This is a genomic window from Bradyrhizobium sp. UFLA06-24, assembly GCF_054967145.1.
This window is the reverse complement of sequence record NZ_JADFUE010000011.1, coordinates 105,026-122,907: the sequence shown is the minus strand read 5'-3', so window position 1 is coordinate 122,907 and position 17,882 is coordinate 105,026. Positions and strand designations below refer to the sequence as shown.

Genomic DNA, 17,882 nt, shown 5'->3' with positions numbered 1-17,882 from the left:
TCGGGAGTCGCCGACATGGCGTGCCCTCAGTCTGTGACGCCGGTGTTACGATCATTGCGACCTACCCGTTCGCGGCGCCGACCTTGGCGAACCGGCGGCGGATGCGCACCAGAAGCTGGTCGCAGACCTCGCGATAGGCGGCGAGCTTCTGGTCGCGGCTGCCTTCGATGGTGGTGGGATCCTGGGTCGGCCAGTATTCGACCTCGGCAGCGAGCGTGCGGGTCAGCTCCAGCGCCTTGTGATGCGCCTCGGGCGAGAGCGTGATGATGAGGTCGAAATTCAGCCCCTCCCAGTCTTCCAGTTCCTCGAAGGTCTGCGGCTTGTGAGCGGAGATGTCCTGGCCGAGCTCGGCCATCACGGCGATCGCAAAGGGATCGAGCTCGCCCTTCCTCGCGCCGGCGGACTTCACATAGAGGCCCTGCGGGAACATGTGCTGCAACAGGCTCTCGGCCATCGGCGAGCGCACGCTGTTCATCGCGCAGGCGAACAGCACCGATTGCGGATCGCGTGCGCGTGGGGGCGCAGCCATCCGCGTTTAACCCTTCCAGTGCAGGACAGTAATGAGCGTGAACAGGCGGCGCGACGTCTCGAAATCGACCCGCACCTTACCCTTCAGCCGCTCCTGCAGCGTGCGCGATCCCTCGTCATGGATGCCGCGGCGGCCCATGTCGATCGCCTCGATCTTGTCGGGGGTCGCAGTGCGGATTGCCTGGTAATAGCTGTCGCAGATCATGAAATAGTCCTTCACGATCCGGCGGAACGGCGTCAGCGACAACAGATGCGCGACCACGGGCGTGCCGTCCTCCTGGCGGATGTCGAACATCAGCCGGTTGCCGCTGATGCCGATATGCAGCGTGAACGGCCCCTTCCCGTCGGCGCCTTCGGGCGCGAACAGATTCTGCTCGATCAGATCATAGATCGCAATCGCGCGCTCATGCTCGATGTCGGGCCCGGAACGGCCGATCGAGTCCTCGTCGAGCGTGACCGCGACGATGCGATTGGTCGAGTCGTCCTGTTCGGGCGGCTTTGTCATGACAGATTGAGGCGCAATCCAATCGAGCGCGAATGAGCATCCAGCCCCTCCGCTTGTCCGAGTGTCATCGCGGCCGGGCCAAGCGCACGCAGCTGGTCCGGGCCGCATTTCAGGATCGAGGTGCGCTTCATGAAGTCGTGCACCGACAGGCCTGAGGAGAACCGCGCCGAGCGCGCCGTCGGCAGCACGTGGTTGGAGCCGCCGACGTAGTCGCCGATCGCCTCTGGCGTATGGGCTCCGAGGAACACCGCGCCGGCGTTGCGGATCTTGGCGGCGAGCGCATCGGGATCGCTGGTCATGATTTCGAGGTGCTCGGCGGCGATGGCATCCGCGAGCGGAATGGCCTCAGCGAGGTTCTTCACCATGATGATGGCCCCAAAATCGACCCAGGAGCGCCCCGCAATGTCGGCGCGCGGCAGCGTCTTCAGCTGCGCTTCGACGGCCTTCTCGACATCAGCCGCAAGCCGCGCCGAGTCGGTGATCAGGATCGATTGGGCGCTGGCATCGTGCTCGGCCTGCGCCAACAGATCAGCGGCGATCCAGTCGGCATTGCCGGTGTCATCGGCAATCACCAACACCTCGGAGGGGCCGGCGATCATGTCGATGCCGACCTTGCCGAACACCAAACGCTTGGCGGCAGCGACATAGGCATTGCCGGGACCGACGATCTTTGCGACCGGAGCAATCGTCGCGGTGCCGTGAGCGAGCGCGGCCACCGCCTGCGCGCCGCCGACGCGGTAGATCTCGGTGACACCGCCGAGCGAGGCCGCCGCCAGCACCAGCGGATTGAGCTTGCCGTCGGGCGAGGGCACCACCATCACGAGACGCGACACGCCCGCGACCTTGGCCGGCACAGCGTTCATCAGCACCGAGGACGGATAGGCCGCGGTGCCGCCGGGCACGTAGAGGCCGGCGGATTCGATCGCGGTGTAGCGCCAGCCGAGCTCGACGCCGAGCGGGTCGGTGAAGCGCTCGTCCTTCGGCAGCTGGCGGCGATGGTAAATCTCGATACGGTCGCGCGCGAGTTTCAGCGCGTCCAGCGTCTCAGGCTCGCAGGCCTTTGTTGCCGCTTCGATCTCGGCGGCCGAGACGCGAAGGCCGGCTGCATCCAGCCTCAAGCGGTCGAACTTGGCGGTGGCCTCGAGCAAGGCGGCATCGCCGCGCCTGGCCACGTCATCGACGATGGCGCGCGCTGCGGCTTCGACGTCGGCCGAGACCTCGCGCTTGGCGGCGAGGAACGCCTGGAATCGCTGGTCAAAATCGGCGCTGCTGCGGTCGAGACGAACGGGCATTTGGGGCTAGGCTTCTGCTGGTTGAAGGGGGCGCAGTCTGGCTCACCGCCCCCCTGCTCAATGGCGCGGCGGGGAAGCTGCGTCAACCCTTGGCTGCCACCCCCTTGAAAGCTACCGATCCAGCGAGGGCCTGCCTCGACGGAGCTGGTATACCGGCCACCTCACCCCTCCCCCTCGATCCCGACGCCCGTCCCCAATTCGTCCGCCCCCAGATCGGTCAACTGACATTCCAGGCATTCGACGTCGAGGCGGATGGCGCCGCCATGTGCAAACAGCAACAGCGCGCTGCCGCCGGGCTCGTCGTCGCGGCCGCCCTGCGGATGAAATTCGATGCCGACGAGGTCCAGGATCTTGTCCGGAGCTCCCAAGTCGATGTTGCGCGATTTGCAGGCGAGCACGCGGTCGAAGCGGAGCGCTGCGACCAGCCGGCGCGGTTCGGCCTCCCCATCCAGCGTCTGCTCCCAGTCCAGCCGGCTCATGCCGACCACCAGGCGTTTCTCGCCCTGCCGCCAGATGATGTCGGAAGGCTGGACGCGAGCATCCTGCACATGGGTCGAGATCACGGCGAGATCGTCGGCATCGAGCGCGATCAGTTTGAGCTGGGGAGACATTACCGACATTTCTCCTCTAGGGCTGATACGGCTCAACGCCTGGAACTGCCGAAATTTCCGCGCAAACTAGCGATCCCGCGACGAACGGACTAGAGGCTATTGATATCCTCCATCTCCAGCACGTGCCTGGGATAGCCGACCCGGGCGACATGGATCATGGCGCGGCCCATCTGCTCGGTCGAGGTGACGAGCCTGGGCGAAATCCGGCGCAGCACCGACCACAGCGGCCATGTGACATCATAGACCGCCTGCACCCAGGCCGTCTTTGATCTGATCCCGTGCAAAGGCTGTATCGCACCGGGCCGAAACATGTAGGCGGCCTTGAACGGCAGCTTCAGCAGATCGTTCTCGGTCTTGCCTTTGGTGCGGGCCCACATTCGCGAGCCCTGCTCGGTGGAATCGGTGCCGGCACCGGTGACGTAGGTGAAGGTCATCTGCGGATTGAGCCGCGCCAGCATCGTCGCAGCCGCAAGCGTGATGTCATAGGTGAGACGGCGGTAGCGTTCTTCGCTCATGCCGATCGACGAGACACCGAGACAGAAAAAGCAGGCGTCATAGCCGGTCAGCTTCGCCTCGATCGCCGTATAGTCGGTGAAATCGTCATGGATGACCTCGGTCAGCTTGGCGTTGTGCACGCCGGTCGGGCTACGCCCAACGACCAGCACGCGATCAACGCCGTCGTCGAGCAGACACTCGCGCAGCACGCCCTGCCCGACCATTCCGGTCGCGCCGAAGATGATGACCTGCATCGGGACATTCCCATCGATGTCGCGGCTCACGCGGCGGCTGCGATCTCGTCGAAAGATACACCCGTCAGCGTCGCCGAAGCATCCCAGAGCATGGCTGCCGCGGCAAAATCCTTCGCCTGTGGCATGATCCTCGCAAGCCCCGGCGGTCCCTTCAATTCGTAAAACCCGTTCGGACCGTAATAGCCGCCAGGCTCGGCCGCCGGCGAGGTCGCCGCAAACAGGGTGGGCCAAGCGCCCTCGGCCGCGGACTGGCTGATCCAGGGCTGGAGCAACCGCCCCACGCGCCATTGCAAGGTGTTGACGCCGGGCCCGTTCGAAATCAGATCGGTTCGCGCAAAGCCGGGATGCGCGGCGATGCTCCGCAAGCCCCAACCGGCCGCATCGCTCCGCCGCTGCAATTCGAGCGAAAACATCAGGACGGCGAGCTTGGACTGGGAGTAAGCGCGCAACGGACGATAGGACCGCTTGCTCTGCAGATCGTCGAAATTGATGGCGCCGGAGCGATGCGCAAGGCTCGACAGATTGACGACCCGAGGCGCCTTGGCGCGGCGAAGACGCGGCAACAGACGCGCCGTGAGCGCGTAATGGCCGAGATAGTTGGTGCCGAATTGCATTTCGAAACCATCCTCGGTCTGCTGCCGCTTGGGCAGCGCCATCACGCCGGCATTGTTGACGAGGAGATCGAGCTGGTCGTTGCTGGCCGCGAAGCGCCGGGCGAAATCGGCGACCGAGGACAGACTGGCGAGGTCGAGATGCTCATAGGCGATCAGAGCGTTCGAAAACTGCGCGCAAATGCCTTCGATCGCCCGCAGGCCCTTTGCGTCGTTGCGTCCGGTGAGTATGACGATGGCTCCGGCGCCTGCCAGCGCCAATGCCGTCTCATACCCGAGGCCGCCGGTGCCCCCGGTGACGACGGCGGTCTTGCCGCTGAGCGAAGGGATGTCTGCCGTGGTCCAGTCGGTCATGCCAATCTCCGTTCGGGGCTGGAATGCCGCCCGCGACGGGTCTAAATGTGCACTTGGTGCAAATTTGCAAGAGGTGAAATAATTGAAGGCGTCGAAGCCGGGCGGGAAACGTCCCAAGCCCTTGATCCCTGGAGAGAAACTTCCGGCTTCCGCCGGTCTGCGCCAGCGCAAGCAGCAGGCGACCCGCGAGCGGCTGAAGCGAGCGGCGATGACACTCTTCCTGGAGCGCGGCTTCGAAACCACCACCATCGACGACATCGCCGATGCAGCCGACATGTCGCGACGGAGCTTCTTTCATTATTTCGCCTCGAAAGAGGACGTCGTGGCCGCCTGGCAGGAGGATGCCGCGACGGCCCTCGTGACCGAGATCCTGGCACGGCCCGCGGAGGAATCCATGCTGACGGCGGCGGAGAACGCAATCGCAGCCGCGCTCAAACGGATCGATCCGGCCGAGGCGGCGGCGATGTCGCGGCTGAAGCGTGACAATCCCGCACTTCAGGCCCGCGACCAGCTCAAATACGAAAAGCTCGAACGCGCGCTGGCGGACGGTCTCGCGCAACGCTCGGGCCGCAAGTCGGACCGGCTGAAGGCCCGGCTTGTCGCCATGATCGCCACCGGCGCGATGCGCGTCGGCGGCGAGAGCTGGCTCAGCGAAGGCTCCCGCGACAAGCCGGAGGCCTTCGTCAAGCGAACCTTCGATGCGATCAGGGCGATCCTGGCGTGAGGCCGCGCCTCACGCCTTGAAGAACGCCAGCAGGTCGGCGTTGATCGTCTCGGCTTCGGTGGTCGGCATGCCGTGCGGAAAACCCTTGTAGGTCTTCAGCGTGCCGTTCTTGAGCAGCTTGGCCGAGAGCGGCGCGGAATCGGCGTAAGGCACGACTTGGTCGTCGTCGCCATGCATCACCAGCACCGGCACGTTGATCTTCTTCAGATCCTCGGTGAAATCGGTCTGCGAGAACGCGACGATGCCATCGTAATGCGCCTTCGCGCCGCCCATCATGCCCTGGCGCCACCAGTTCTGGATCACGGCTTCCGACGGTTTCGCGCCCGGGCGGTTGTAACCGTAGAACGGACCGGCGGCGATGTCGCGGTAGAACGCCGAGCGGCCGGCGGCGAGCGCGGTCTGGAAACCGTCGAACACGCTCTTCGGCAGACCGCCGGGATTGGCGTCCGTCTTCACCATCAGCGGCGGCACTGCGGAGATAATCGCGGCCTTCGCTACGCGGGACTCGCCGTGGCGCGCGATGTAGTGCACCACCTCGCCGCCGCCGGTGGAATGGCCGACATGCAGGGCGTTCTTGAGGTCGAGATGCGCGGTCAGCGCAGCGAGATCGTCGGCATAGTGATCCATGTCGTGACCGTCGGCGACCTGCGCCGAACGGCCATGGCCGCGGCGGTCATGGGCGATGACGCGATAGCCGCGGGTGACGAAGAACATCATCTGCGCGTCCCAGTCGTCGGATGACAGCGGCCAGCCATGGCTGAACACGATCGGCTGGCCCGAGCCCCAATCCTTGTAGAAGATCTCGACGCCGTCTTTGGTGGTGATGGTAGGCATTGGGGGGACTCCTTCGTTGAAAACGTCATTCCGGGGCGCGCACAGCGCGAACCCGGCATTCAGAGATTGCTCGCGAGATTCTCAGGTGCCAATTGCGCACCACAGTTCGATGCTTCGCATCGCCTCGCAATGACGAGGTGTTGACGATCAGGCGAACGCCAGCGGCTTGTAGCGGCGCCAGGCGCCGATGGTCAGCAGGACGAAGAACATCAGCACGATGCCCTGCACGACGGCGAACACCGGCCCGGACGGCGGCGCGGGCGGCACGGCCGGGGCGAGCGCGGCCAGCGCCGGCACTTTCAGGAACGACTGGATGATCAGCACGAACACGTTGAAGTAGAGCGAGATCATCGCGGTCACGATGTAGACCGGCCGCCACGCGCCCGAAAGCTTCATGCCGTACAGCGCCACGCAGGCAATCGCGAGCAGCACCAGCGAGATGGCGGCAATGATGTACGAGGGCAGCAGCTCCTTGAACGGAAACAGAAAGCCGGTGGCGTTGGTGAGGATCGTGAACAGCAGGAAGATCGCGGTCAGGCCCGGCATCGGCTTCGAGCCGAGCAGCCCGAACATCACGATCAGGCCGGCGACGATACCGATCAGGCTGATGACGACGTGGACCAATGTGAAGGCGGGAAGGCTCAAGCCGAGGACCATGGCATCTCTCCTACTCTCTGCATTGAGATCTGGAGATTGATAGTACGTCCCCCACCGGATTACCACCTGCACTCAATCACACATGCGCGTGCAGCCATGCGTGTTCGCGCGAGTCGAAGAACGCATGGCTGAATTTTTTGCACCGCTGTCACAAACGACGGCAGTTGTAGCCCGGACTACGCTTCGCTCCATCCGGGCCACGAAATCACAGGTTCACACTTCCTTGGTGTCGAAGATCAGCAGATCGGCACCGCCGCTGGCGAATTTCGGCACGTCGCCTGCGGCTGCCTTGCCCGCTTCGCTGCCGAAGGCCTTCTGGATATCGCCCACGCTGTCGAAGGTGAGAATGGCGACGAGGTGGATGCCTGATGGTCCAGCGGGCGAGCCGACCGCACCGGTGCTGACGGCGTATTTCTTGAGGCCAGGAAGCTTCTTGGCGAGCGGAATGTGGGTTTCGGCATAATGCTTGTCGAAGGCGGCAGCGTCTTTGGGCGTTTTGTAGAGCACGACGAGTTCGGCCATTGAGTCCTCCCAGTTGATCTTTGTCTTCGCGCGATTGATCTCGCGACGTGGCGAGTGTCCGTGCGACACGGCAAGATGGCAAGTCACATTCGACTTGCCATCTGCTTGTCATATCCTTGGCTAAAGCGCCGGTTTTGCGGCGTCGCCGAGATAGCCGTGCAGCGAGGCCACGACTTGCGCACCTTCGCCGATGGCGCCGCCGACACGCTTGACCGAACCGGAGCGGACGTCACCAACGGCGTAGACGCCGGGGACGGAGGTCTCGAGCGGCGCGACCAGCCGGCCCTGGTTCTGCTCGGATTGCGCGCCCGTGACGACGAAGCCGCCGCGGTCGAGCGTGACGCCGCAGCCGTCGAGCCAGGAGGTGGCGGGATCGGCGCCGACGAACAGAAACAGGTTCTTGATGTCGGCAGAATCCTCGTCATCTGACAGCCGGCTCTTCCAGCGGATCCGCCGCAGCAGCGCGGCCTCGTCGCCCTCGAGCGCCGTGATTTCGGTGTTGAACAGCAACTCGATGTTTGGCGTCGCTTCGATGCGCTCGATGAGATAGCGCGACATGCTGGCGCCAAGGCCGCCGCCGCGGATGATCATCAAGACCTTCTTGGCATGTCCCGACAGGAACACGGCCGCCTGCCCCGCCGAATTGCCGGCGCCGACCAGCGCGACCTCTTCGCCGGCGCACAGCTTCGCCTCGATCGGGGAGGCCCAGTACCAGACGCCGCGGCCCTCGAATGTGTCCAGGTTCTCGATCTCGGGCCGTCGATAGCGCGCCCCGCTCGCGACCACGACCGCGCGCGAGCGCAAGGGATCGCTGCCGTCGAGCGCGATGGAAAAGGCGCCGTCCGTGCGCGTGCAGTCGAGCGACTTCACTGTGACGGGAATCATGATGTCGGCGCCGAACTTTTGCGCCTGGTTGAAGGCGCGTGCGGTCAGCGCCTGGCCGGAAATCCCGGTCGGAAAGCCCAGATAGTTTTCGATGCGCGCGCTGGCGCCGGCCTGGCCGCCGAAGGCGCGGGTATCTAGCACGGCGACCGAAAGCCCTTCGGACGCCGCATACACGGCGGTGGCGAGCCCGGCCGGGCCGCAGCCGACGATCGCGACGTCGTAGATCCGGTCATTGCGCGGGCCGCCGATCATGCCGATCGCCCGCGCAAGCTCGGTCTCCCCGGGGTTGCGCAGCACGGCGCCGTCCGAGGTGACGACCAGCGGCCAATCTTCGGGTTTCGGCGAATAGCGCGCGATCAGTTCGGCGGCATCGCGGTCGCGGTCGGGATCGAGCAGATGATGCGGCTGGCCGTTGCGGGTGAGAAAGCCCTGCAGGCGCACCACGCCGGCCGAATGCGAGGGACCAATCAGCACGATGCCGCCGACGCCGGCTTGAATCAGATTGACCCGGCGCAGGATCAGCGCCCGCATGATGCGCTCGCCGAGCTCGGCCTCGGCGACCAGCAGCGCACGCAGGCGCTCCGGTGGCAGCAGCAGCGTCTCGACATCGCCCTCGGCACGGCCATCGACCAGCGCCCGACCGCCGGAGAGCTGGCTGAGCTCGGCCAGAAATTGTCCCGGCCCCTGATCGATCAGCGGGGTGACGTTGCCGAGACCGTCGCGCTGGGTGATGGCGACATGGCCTTTCAGCACGACGAACATGCCCGGGCCCGGCTTGCCGGTCTCGAACAGCAGCTCGCCGTCCTTATAGGTGCGGAGCTCGCCGAAATTCCTGATGCGCTCGATCTCGGCCGAGGTCAGCGCGGGAAACGTCTGCTCGGGGCGGATGAAGCGCGACATCATCGCGTCGCGATCGATTCGGTCCTGTTCGTTCTGCCCCATCGCCACGTTCTTGCACTCCAGATTTCTAATTGCCGGCCTCGCCGGCGGTCCCCTGATTTAGGGGCCCATCTTCGTTTTGCGAGGGATCACCGCTTGCGGCGCGTTCACGCGCCTGCGCCTTGCGCCGCTTCAAATTCTCCCGCAGCGCCGATTTCAGGCGGTCGTCCCGCGATGCTCTTGTCTGTTTCGCGGTCTTGTCGGTCTCGTCAGCCATCACGGGTCCATCCAGCAGATGCCGATACCATGCCCAGAGAATGCGGCAGCTCAAGAGGCCCTGATGGTCCCGATCGTGCGAAATCCAAAATGGGTCGAATCCACTGGAGGGCCCAACTGGCCAGGTGGGCGGGGAAGCGGAACCAAAATCGATGGAAAATCGGTCATTCCGGGCCAAAACAGCCGTAATACCCCCGATATCGCCCCGATTTTCTCGTTTCGGCTGGTCTTGCAAGCTTGCACAGCGGGGAGGCCTGTGGCAGATATCGGCCCGCTTGGTAGGCCCCTCGGGCGGCCGATTCTTATCCCAGCACATGCTGCCGTAGCTCAGTGGTAGAGCACTCCATTGGTAATGGAGAGGTCGACAGTTCAATCCTGTCTGGCAGCACCATCCATTCTTCCCAGAACGATCACGAACCGGCATTCTCGCGGCACGAAACGCCCGAGTTTTGCTCTTGTCCGTTGCCCTCCTCTTGTGAAGAGGGCGCAGGGAAGACCGGGTGCCGACGGGCACCCGCGGTCCACTGCGCGAAAATGTAGCGCAAGGAAACCGCACAGCAGCATACAGGTGGCGCCGAACACTCGGCCTTCCCTGCGCGGTGGTTGGACGGCTTATGCCGTGCTCTCCCGGGAGCCGAATTCCTTCTGGCCTCCCTCACCTCACGGAATTCACCGGCACCGCGCCGGTTGACGCCAGTACCGCCTCCGCAAGTGCTTGACCGTAGCAACGACGGCCGGGACCACACGGTTTTGCCGTACGCAGTCCGACTTCGCCCGAGGGCTACGCCGGGTTCAGGCGCCGTTCGTACGACACGGCTTGCGATGGGCTCACGGGGTTCGGCTCAATCATCCGCCCGCCCTGCCCTCACATCCGCGCCGGCGCTGCCGCGTCCACCGCATCCCCAGCCCACGTTCGTGACGACGTACGATCGCCCCTCTCCAACGGGCCGGGATGGCGCGAATAATGTTGCAAAACCGAATTTCGGTAAAGCGGAATGTTTTTGTGGAGAGGGGTTGACGGGATTTGGGAGGAGGCGGGTGTTTTGCCCGACGGGTCGTGCGACCGCACAGGTAAGGTTAATTCTTCCTTTCGATTGTCGGTAAAATTTTATCTATTATCGTCCTGGTCATTCAAGACGTACTAGGGGCTTCAATAGTGTTTGCGTTTTGCCTGATCGTGACTGGGACTGCGTTGCTTCTCTCCGGCCTGGTTGCCTTCGGCCTTCATCGAAATTCGCTGCACTCATTGGCGCTGCTGTAGCCGCATCGGCAACGAACTTTCGTAGCCCGGATCGAGCGCAAGCGTAATGCGGGGGCGTCAACTGCGGACACATGCCCCGGATTGCGCTTCGCTCCATCCGGGCGACGAACTCGAAGAGCGGCCTACGCCCTCACCGCAGGACAAGCCAGCAACGACGGCAGATCGCTCATGCGATGAAAGACGCCGTCACAGAACGCCGCCAACTCCTGCTCGGCGTCCGGACGACCGCCGGCAAAGCCGAGGACCTTCATTCCAGCGGCCCTGGCTGCGCGGGCTCCGGACAACGAATCCTCGACAACGACGCAAGCCGAGGGCTGCGCGCCCATCGTTTGCGCCGCGTGCAGGAACAGTCCGGGATCCGGCTTCCATGAACCGACCTCGTAGGCGCTGAAAATGCGGCCCTGGAAATGGCCGAGCAGCTTCGTCAATCCGAGCGCATGCGTGAGCTTCGACATCGGCCCGTTCGACGCCACGCAAACGGGACTTGTGATCTCTGCCAGCGCCGCGTGAATTCCATCGACAGGCTCCAGTTCGGCATCAAAAGCCAGCGCCGTTGCCTGTCGCACGTCGGCGACGAAACTATCCCGAACGCCGCGACCGAGCCGGCGCTCGATCTCGCGCACGCAATCGACCATCCTGACGCCGCGGAAGCAACGCACCGCGTCCTCCACGCTGATCGCCACGCCTTCCTCGGCTGCGATGCGGGCAAACACCGTCAGCGCGATGACCTCGCTATCGACCAGAACGCCGTCGGAATCAAAGATGATGAGTTCGAGAGTTGCAGACGCGTTCATTTCAAAGAGGTTTCCTCACTGCCGACCCGGTGCCCCGTGAACCGCTCATCAGCGCGCCTTAGCCGCCGGCACAGCTCGCGGTTGATGTTCTGCAGCACCATCACATAAGCGTGGATGTCGGCCTTGTAGCAGGCGTAGAGCTTCTGGGCCGTCAGCTCGTACAGCACCGTCTCGCTTTCGGCGACGACCGTGGCGGAGCGGTTCTGCATTTCGATCAGCGTCATCTCGCCGAAGAAATCGCCGGGCTCCAGTGCGGACAGCGGGATGACGCCGCCCGCGCTCGCTCGCTTGCTCACCGCCAGCCGGCCGGACTTGACGATGAACATCGAGCGTCCTGGCTCGCCTTCGGCGACAATCGTCGCGCCTACCTCGAAGTGGCGCTCGACCAGCATCGAGATCAGGAGGTCGAGGCTGGCATCCGACAGACCGCCGAAGAACGGCGTCGCGAGGAGGAACGCTTTCAGATCGGGGGAACTGGCGGTCATCGCCCGAGGATACGCTCCGCCACCATTTGCGACAAGCAGGACCAGGATGGGGCGGGCCTCGCGGGGCCCTACCCATCCGAGGCGCCAACACTACATGTGATCTCTCAAGACGCGCAGCCCCTCACCGGGACCCTCCCATGATTCCCTTCTCCGTGCTCGACCTCGCGCCTATCCGGCAGGGCTCCGACGCCGCACAGGCGTTTCGCAATTCGCTCGATCTCGCCCAGCATGCGGAAAAGTGGGGCTTCAAACGGTTCTGGCTGGCCGAGCATCACAACATGACGGGCATTGCCAGCGCGGCGACCTCGGTGGTGATCGGACACATCGCAGGCGGCACGAAGACGATCCGCGTCGGCTCCGGCGGCGTGATGCTGCCGAACCATTCGCCGCTGGTCATCGCCGAGCAGTTCGGCACGCTGGAATCGCTGTATCCCGGCCGGATCGATCTCGGGCTCGGCCGCGCACCGGGCACCGATCAGCTCACTGCGCGGGCGATGCGGCGCGACCTCGCGACCGCCGCCGAGAACTTTCCGCATGACGTGCTGGAGCTGCAGGCCCTGCTCGGCGATGTCAAACCGAACCAGGCCATCCGCGCCGTGCCGGGCATGGGCACGAAGGTGCCGCTGTGGATCCTCGGCTCCAGCATGTTCGGTGCCCAGCTTGCCGCGATGCTGGGCCTGCCGTTCGCCTTCGCCTCGCATTTCGCGCCGCAGATGATGATGCCGGCGCTGCGCGAATATCGCGCGCGGTTCGAGCCGTCGGCGCAGCTCGACAAGCCCTACGCGATCGTCGCCGTCAATGTATTCGCCGCCGACAGCGATGCGGAGGCGCAGCGCCTGTTCACCTCGCTGCAGCAGCAGTTCATCAATCTCCGCCGCGGCACGCCCGGACCTTTGCCGCTGCCGATCGACGACATGGAGGCGCTATGGTCGCCGGCCGAGAAGGCGGGCGTGGCGCAGTCGCTGGCCTGCTCCGCCGTCGGCTCGCCGGCATCAGTGGAGGAGAAGCTGAAGGCGTTGATCGCCGACACCGCGGCGGACGAGCTGATGACCACGGCCCTGATCTACGATCACGCCGCGCGGCTGCGCTCGTTCGAGATCGCCGCCGGGGTAAGGGACAGGTTGGCGAAGCAGCAGGCGGTGTGAGCGTGGGGCCACGCCGTCACTGCGAGCGCAGCGAAGCAATCCAGACTGCTACTGCTGCAAGACCCTGGATTGCTTCGTCGCAAGAGCTCCTCGCAATGACGACGGAGGGAGTTCGTCCTAATCCACAAACCCGAACAGCTTGGCCGGATTGTGCACCAGGATCTTCTCCAGCTCGTTCTGGTCCGGCGCGTAGCGGTACATCAGTTCGAGCAGGTCGGCATCGTTCGGCGGCTGCTTCACGGAGACCGGATGCGGCCAGTCGGAAGCCCAGACGCAGCGGTCGACGGCCGCTTCGATATAGGCGCGCGCGATCGGGATGACATCGTCGTAAGGCGGCCCGGCCTGCGAGGTTTTCTCGCCGAGCGAGAGCATGACCCAGAAATTGCCCTTCTCGAGCAGCTCCAGCATCTTGCGCAGGTTCGGGTCGTCCTTGCCGCGCGAGGGCTCGGGGCGGGCCATGTGGTCGATCAGCACGGGAACGTCGAGATTCTCGTATTTGGCGACGCTCGACATGATGCCGTCTTTCTCGGGCTGGATCTTCACGTACCAGCCGAGCTCGCGGATGCGGGCGATGGCGCGGGCGAAATCGGCATCCGACAGCACCGCGCCGAGCTCCTGGCGGAAGCTGAAACGCGCGCCGCGCACGCCGGCGTCGTGCAGTTTTGCCAGATAGGCGTCGTTCGCCTCCGCGAACACCAGCGCGTTGGCGCAGCCGCGATAGTTCGGACCCATTGCTTTGAGCCCGTCGAGAACGACGGCATGGTCGGCGCCGTAGGTCGTGGTCTGCACGATGATGCCGCGCTCGATGCCGAGCGTCTTGTGCATGCGCAGGGCCGCCTCCCAGGTCGCTGACGGCATCCGGTAGGCCGCACCGGGGCGCTCCGGATACTTTTCGATCGGCCCGAGCACGTGAAACTGGCTGTCCACGGTCTTCGGCGGCGGTGGCTTGATCGGGGGGCGCGGGTTCGGATCGAACGGCAGATAGGTCGGCATGCGGCAGGCTCCTTCAGTCGATCACGGCGGTGAAGTCGCACTGCACCAGGGCGCCGCCATCCATGTTGTCCATCGGCAGCGCATGACGTGCCGGGCGCGAATGCTCGTCCGGAAACATCTTCAGCCATTCGACATTGACGGGGCCACGATTGCCGCGGTCCTTCAGCCACACCGTCATCTTGATGATGTCATCGGTGGTGCCGCCGGCGGCCTCGACCGTCGCCTTCATATGGGCGAACATGTTGGCGCATTGCGCGTCGAGACTCTCGGGCATCGTATTGGTCGCGGGATCGCGGCCGAGGATGACGCCCGACATCACGAGGTTGCCGATGCGGCAGGCGTTCGGAATCGGATTGGCGTGCTTGAAGCCGCCGATGTGAATGCTCTTGCGCCGCGATTGACTCGTCATGATGCGCTCCCTGTTTGTTGTTGGTTCAGACGAACTGGCAGGACACCGAGCCGAACGCGCCGTAGTCGGCGTGGAACGTGTCGCCGCGGCGGATGTCGACCGGACGCGTGAACGATCCCGCCAGCACCACCTCGCCGGCTGCGAGATGCTCATCATGCGGCGCAAGGCGGTTGGCGAGCCAGGCGATGCCGTTGGCCGGGTGATTGAGCACGCCCGCGGCAAGCCCGGTCTCCTCGACCTCGCCGTTGCGGAACAGCAGCGCGCCGATCCAGCGCAGATCCGCATCCATCGGGCGGATCGGCCGGCCGCCGAGCACCAGCGCCGCGTTAGCCGCGTTGTCCGAGATCGTATCCATCACCTTGCGCGTCTTGCCGGTCTCGGGATTGACACGATGCATGCGCGTCTCCAGGATCTCCAGCGCGGGCGTGACGTAATCGGTGGCATTGAGCACGTCGAAGATGGTGCAGTCGGGCCCGCGCAGGGGCGCCTTCAGCACGAAGGCGAGCTCGACCTCGATCCGCGGCGCGTGGAAACGGTCGAACGGTACAGGCGTGGCGTCGGCATAGAACATGTCGGCGAACAGCACGCCGTAATCGGGCTCGGAGATGCCGACCGCGTTCTGCATCGCCTTCGAGGTCAGGCCGATCTTGTGCCCCCTGATGACGCGCCCGCGGCCCAGCTGCAGTTTGGTCCAGGCGCGCTGGACCGCGTAGGCATCCTCGATGCTGAACTCTGGAAACTCCTTCGAGAACATCGGGATCAGCACCTTGCTGCGCTCGGCCTCATCGAGGCGAGCGGCCAGGCGTTCGATCGTGGCGGCGTCCAGCATGATTACTGCTCCGCGGCCACGGTGTTGCGAAGAATGCCGATACGGCTCGACTCGACTTCGACGACGTCGCCGACCTTGAGCCAGCGCGGCGGGTCGAAGCGCGCGCCCGCCCCGGTCGGCGTGCCCGTCACGATCATGTCGCCGGGCTTGAGCGTGGCGAACGTCGAGAGATAGGAGATCAGGAAGTCGAACGGGAACATCAGCCGCTCGGTCGTGTCCTGCTGCCGGACCTCGCCATTGACGCGGGTGACGATGTCGTGCGGCCCGCGCGGATCAAGCTCGTCCGCGGTGACGATCCAGGGGCCGATGCTGCCGGAACGGTCGAAGTTCTTGCCCTGCGTGACGTTGAACTTGCCGTGGCGCAGCCAGTCGCGGATCGTGCCCTCGTTGCACAGCGTCATGCCGAAGATATGCGACCAGGCCTTCTCGCGGCTGATATGACGGCCGCCCTGGCCGATCACGATGACGAGCTCGCCTTCATAATCGAGCTGGTCCGAGACCTGGGGCTTCTCGAGCGGCTGGCCGGAACCTGTCATCGACGACATGCTGCGCACGAACAGGCTCGGATATTTCGGCAAGTCCGAACTGTCCTTGTATTCGGCATTTCGCTCGGCGTAGTTGACGCCGATGCACCAGAGCTTCTCCGGCGCCAGCACCGGCGGCAACAGCGTGAGCTCCTCCAGCGCGTAGTCGGGCTTTTGACCGGCCACCGCCTCCTGCGCATCGCCGAGCGCGTTGGCCGCGATCAACGCTTTCACGTCGGAGAAGTCGCGGCCGATCCGCTTGGTCAGATCGACGACGCCGCCTTCAACGGCAGCGCCATAGCGCGGCTCTCCGTCCACCAGATAGCTCACCAGTCGCATTGTCGTTCTCCAGGTGCCGAGAGGCGTGTTCGGGCCTAAGCGCTCAGTCTTTTGATTTGGGAGTCTGGAACACCGTGTTCAGCGTCACGATCTCGCCGAGGCGGGCATAACGAGGACCGCCGATGCGCGCGATCGGATCGAGCGCCCTGGTCTCGACCTTGCCGTCGTTCACGAGGCCGTCGCGGAGGTGGAACATCACGACCTCGCCGACGATCAGGCGGCTGCGGGCGTCGCCGAATTCCAGACATTCCCGGAACACGCATTCCATCGCGACGGGTGCGGCCGAAAGCCTGGGCACCTTGATGCGCTCGCACGGCAGCGTCTCAAGCCCGAGATGCTCGACCTCGCTGATCTCGGGCGGATGCTCGACCGAACTGTCGTGCACCGCAGACATCAGCGGGGTGTCGGCGATGTGGATGACGTATTCCTCGGTGTCGAGGATGTTGTGCGCGGTGTCCTTGTAGTCGGCGCCCTTGCGGCCGACGCTGATGGCGAGCATCGGCGGCTTCTGCGAGACGAAGGTGAAGGCGCTGAACGGCGCGAGATTGAGCACGCCTGCGCGCGACAGACTGGTCACCCAGGCGATCGGGCGCGGCACCACGATGCCGGTCATCAGCCGGTAGATGCGCTCCGCGCCGAGCTCGGTGGGATCGATCCGCATCGCTCAATCGGCCTTGATGTTGGCCTTGCGCACGACCGGAATCCACTTGGCGTCCTCGCGCTCGAGATAAGCCCTGAACTCGTCCGGCGTCATCGGCGTGGCTTCGGCACCCAGCTTGTCGAACTTGTCGACCACGCTCGGGTCTTTCAGGATCGCAACCAGCGTCTCGTGCAGCTTGTCGACGATGGGCGCCGGCGTGCCCGCGGGCGCGAACAGGCCGGTGAAGGTCTGGCCGTCGAAGTCCTTGTAGCCGAGCTCGGCGAAGGTCGGCACGTCGGGCAGCGACTTCAGCCGATGCGGGCTGGTGACCGCGAGCGCCCGGAACAGGCCGGCCTTGATGTGCTGGAGACTGACCGTGAGCTGGTCGAACGCGAACTGCACCTGGCCGCCCAGGAGATCGTTGATGGCGGGCGCGTTGCCGCGGTAATGCGCCGTGACCCATTGCAGGCCGAGGCTCTCCTGCATCAGCTCGCTGAGCAGGTGGTTGGTGGTGCCGGGGCCGGGCGAAGCCATGGTCAGCTTGCCGGGCTCGCGCTTGGCGAGGTCGACGAACTCCTTGAACGTGTTGGCCTGCACCGACGGATGGACCTCGAGCACCAGCGGCGTCATCGAGATCGTCGAGATCGGCAGGAAGTCCTTCTTCCAGTTGTAGGCATCGCGCTTGTTGATCTCGGTCGCGAACAGCACCGGGCCGTTGGCGCCGACGAACAGCGTGTAGCCGTCGGGTGCCGATTTCGCGAAGGCTTCGCCCGCGATCATGCCGCCGGCGCCGGCCTTGTTCTCGATGATGAAGGGCTGGCCGAGCTTTTCCTGAAGCTTGTCGGCGATGATGCGCGCGGCGCTGTCGACGTTGCCGCCGGCGGGATAGGGCACGATCAGCTTGACGCTGCGTGCCGGCCATTGCTGGGCCGATACCGGCCCTGCCAGCATCGCGGCGACGGCAGCGATGGCAATTGCGATTAATCTCATGTTAACCTCCCGGCGGCGCTTCCAATTCCAGGTCGCATGACCCGAT

General features: G+C 64.8%; 21 protein-coding genes and 1 tRNA gene. 3 read left to right on the top strand and 19 right to left on the bottom strand.

All coding sequences use genetic code 11. The features are described from left to right. Positions 1-61: 61 nt before the first annotated feature. The 6 genes from IF809_RS12345 to IF809_RS12320 all read right to left on the bottom strand — a co-directional run bounded on the left by IF809_RS12345 (position 62) and on the right by IF809_RS12320 (position 4,650). Complete coding sequence (locus tag IF809_RS12345) at positions 62-529, bottom strand: arsenate-mycothiol transferase ArsC (RefSeq protein ID WP_453994825.1); 468 nt, start codon at positions 527-529, stop codon at positions 62-64. A 6-nt stretch (positions 530-535) separates the two neighbouring features. After that, on the bottom strand, positions 536-1,033 hold the full coding sequence (locus IF809_RS12340; RefSeq protein ID WP_453981732.1) for a UPF0262 family protein: 498 nt from the start codon (positions 1,031-1,033) through the stop codon (positions 536-538). After that, complete coding sequence (gene hisD, locus IF809_RS12335; protein WP_453981731.1) at positions 1,030-2,325, bottom strand: histidinol dehydrogenase; 1,296 nt, start codon at positions 2,323-2,325, stop codon at positions 1,030-1,032. The genes IF809_RS12340 and hisD overlap by 4 nt, the downstream gene beginning before the upstream one ends. A gap of 161 nt (positions 2,326-2,486) precedes the next feature. Continuing rightward, positions 2,487-2,936, bottom strand: a complete 450-nt coding sequence (locus tag IF809_RS12330) for a DUF2948 family protein (RefSeq protein WP_164938433.1) — start codon at positions 2,934-2,936, stop codon at positions 2,487-2,489. Between the two features lie 89 nt (positions 2,937-3,025). Beyond that, positions 3,026-3,685, bottom strand: a complete 660-nt coding sequence (locus IF809_RS12325) for an NAD(P)H-binding protein (RefSeq protein ID WP_462837696.1) — start codon at positions 3,683-3,685, stop codon at positions 3,026-3,028. A 26-nt stretch (positions 3,686-3,711) separates the two neighbouring features. After that, on the bottom strand, positions 3,712-4,650 hold the full coding sequence (locus IF809_RS12320) for an SDR family oxidoreductase (RefSeq protein ID WP_462837695.1): 939 nt from the start codon (positions 4,648-4,650) through the stop codon (positions 3,712-3,714). An 82-nt stretch (positions 4,651-4,732) separates the two neighbouring features. Here IF809_RS12320 and IF809_RS12315 point away from each other — a divergent pair, with 82 nt between their 5' ends. Beyond that, positions 4,733-5,374, top strand: coding sequence for a TetR/AcrR family transcriptional regulator (locus IF809_RS12315; protein WP_453994819.1), 642 nt, complete (start codon positions 4,733-4,735; stop codon positions 5,372-5,374). Positions 5,375-5,383: 9 nt separating this feature from the next. Here IF809_RS12315 and IF809_RS12310 read toward each other — a convergent pair whose 3' ends face one another. The 5 genes from IF809_RS12310 to IF809_RS12290 form a co-directional block, all read right to left on the bottom strand. Continuing rightward, positions 5,384-6,208: an alpha/beta fold hydrolase gene (locus IF809_RS12310; protein WP_453981727.1), complete on the bottom strand. Its 825-nt coding sequence runs from the start codon at positions 6,206-6,208 to the stop codon at positions 5,384-5,386. Positions 6,209-6,355: 147 nt separating this feature from the next. Further along, positions 6,356-6,865 (bottom strand): hypothetical protein, encoded by a 510-nt coding sequence (locus IF809_RS12305; protein WP_453994817.1) that lies wholly within the window; start codon positions 6,863-6,865, stop codon positions 6,356-6,358. Between the two features lie 213 nt (positions 6,866-7,078). Next, the gene (locus IF809_RS12300) at positions 7,079-7,387 is read right to left on the bottom strand and encodes an EthD family reductase (protein WP_100175035.1); all 309 of its coding nucleotides are present in this window, start codon (positions 7,385-7,387) and stop codon (positions 7,079-7,081) included. 120 nt (positions 7,388-7,507) lie between these two features. Then, a complete protein-coding gene (locus IF809_RS12295; RefSeq protein WP_453994815.1) occupies positions 7,508-9,214 on the bottom strand; it encodes an FAD-dependent oxidoreductase in 1,707 nt (568 codons plus the stop codon). A gap of 25 nt (positions 9,215-9,239) precedes the next feature. Then, positions 9,240-9,428: a hypothetical protein gene (locus IF809_RS12290; RefSeq protein WP_128963893.1), complete on the bottom strand. Its 189-nt coding sequence runs from the start codon at positions 9,426-9,428 to the stop codon at positions 9,240-9,242. A 315-nt stretch (positions 9,429-9,743) separates the two neighbouring features. Here IF809_RS12290 and IF809_RS12285 point away from each other — a divergent pair. Then, positions 9,744-9,818 (top strand) — tRNA-Thr (locus IF809_RS12285). Between the two features lie 992 nt (positions 9,819-10,810). On the opposite strand, the gene IF809_RS12280 is transcribed toward IF809_RS12285, so the two are convergent. Then, a complete protein-coding gene (locus IF809_RS12280; RefSeq protein WP_462837694.1) occupies positions 10,811-11,482 on the bottom strand; it encodes an HAD family hydrolase in 672 nt (223 codons plus the stop codon). Beyond that, a complete protein-coding gene (locus IF809_RS12275) occupies positions 11,479-11,967 on the bottom strand; it encodes a Crp/Fnr family transcriptional regulator (protein WP_453981722.1) in 489 nt (162 codons plus the stop codon). Before IF809_RS12275 ends, IF809_RS12280 begins: the two co-directional genes overlap by 4 nt. Before the next feature lie 137 nt (positions 11,968-12,104). On the opposite strand from IF809_RS12275, the gene IF809_RS12270 reads away from it, so the two are divergent. Further along, complete coding sequence (locus IF809_RS12270; RefSeq protein ID WP_462837693.1) at positions 12,105-13,112, top strand: LLM class flavin-dependent oxidoreductase; 1,008 nt, start codon at positions 12,105-12,107, stop codon at positions 13,110-13,112. A gap of 117 nt (positions 13,113-13,229) precedes the next feature. Here IF809_RS12270 and IF809_RS12265 read toward each other — a convergent pair whose 3' ends face one another. From IF809_RS12265 to IF809_RS12240, 6 genes are read right to left on the bottom strand one after another with little or no spacing between them, the layout of a single operon-like run. Continuing rightward, complete coding sequence (locus IF809_RS12265; protein WP_453994811.1) at positions 13,230-14,105, bottom strand: amidohydrolase family protein; 876 nt, start codon at positions 14,103-14,105, stop codon at positions 13,230-13,232. Between the two features lie 13 nt (positions 14,106-14,118). Beyond that, a complete protein-coding gene (locus IF809_RS12260) occupies positions 14,119-14,514 on the bottom strand; it encodes a RidA family protein (RefSeq protein WP_453994809.1) in 396 nt (131 codons plus the stop codon). 25 nt (positions 14,515-14,539) lie between these two features. Continuing rightward, on the bottom strand, positions 14,540-15,343 hold the full coding sequence (gene hpaH / locus IF809_RS12255) for a 2-oxo-hept-4-ene-1,7-dioate hydratase (protein ID WP_462837692.1): 804 nt from the start codon (positions 15,341-15,343) through the stop codon (positions 14,540-14,542). Between the two features lie 2 nt (positions 15,344-15,345). Next, the gene (locus tag IF809_RS12250) at positions 15,346-16,206 is read right to left on the bottom strand and encodes a fumarylacetoacetate hydrolase family protein (protein WP_462837691.1); all 861 of its coding nucleotides are present in this window, start codon (positions 16,204-16,206) and stop codon (positions 15,346-15,348) included. A gap of 43 nt (positions 16,207-16,249) precedes the next feature. Beyond that, a complete protein-coding gene (locus IF809_RS12245) occupies positions 16,250-16,867 on the bottom strand; it encodes a flavin reductase family protein (RefSeq protein ID WP_453994805.1) in 618 nt (205 codons plus the stop codon). 3 nt (positions 16,868-16,870) lie between these two features. Continuing rightward, positions 16,871-17,836, bottom strand: a complete 966-nt coding sequence (locus IF809_RS12240) for a Bug family tripartite tricarboxylate transporter substrate binding protein (RefSeq protein WP_453994803.1) — start codon at positions 17,834-17,836, stop codon at positions 16,871-16,873. Between the last annotated feature and the right edge of the window lie 46 nt (positions 17,837-17,882).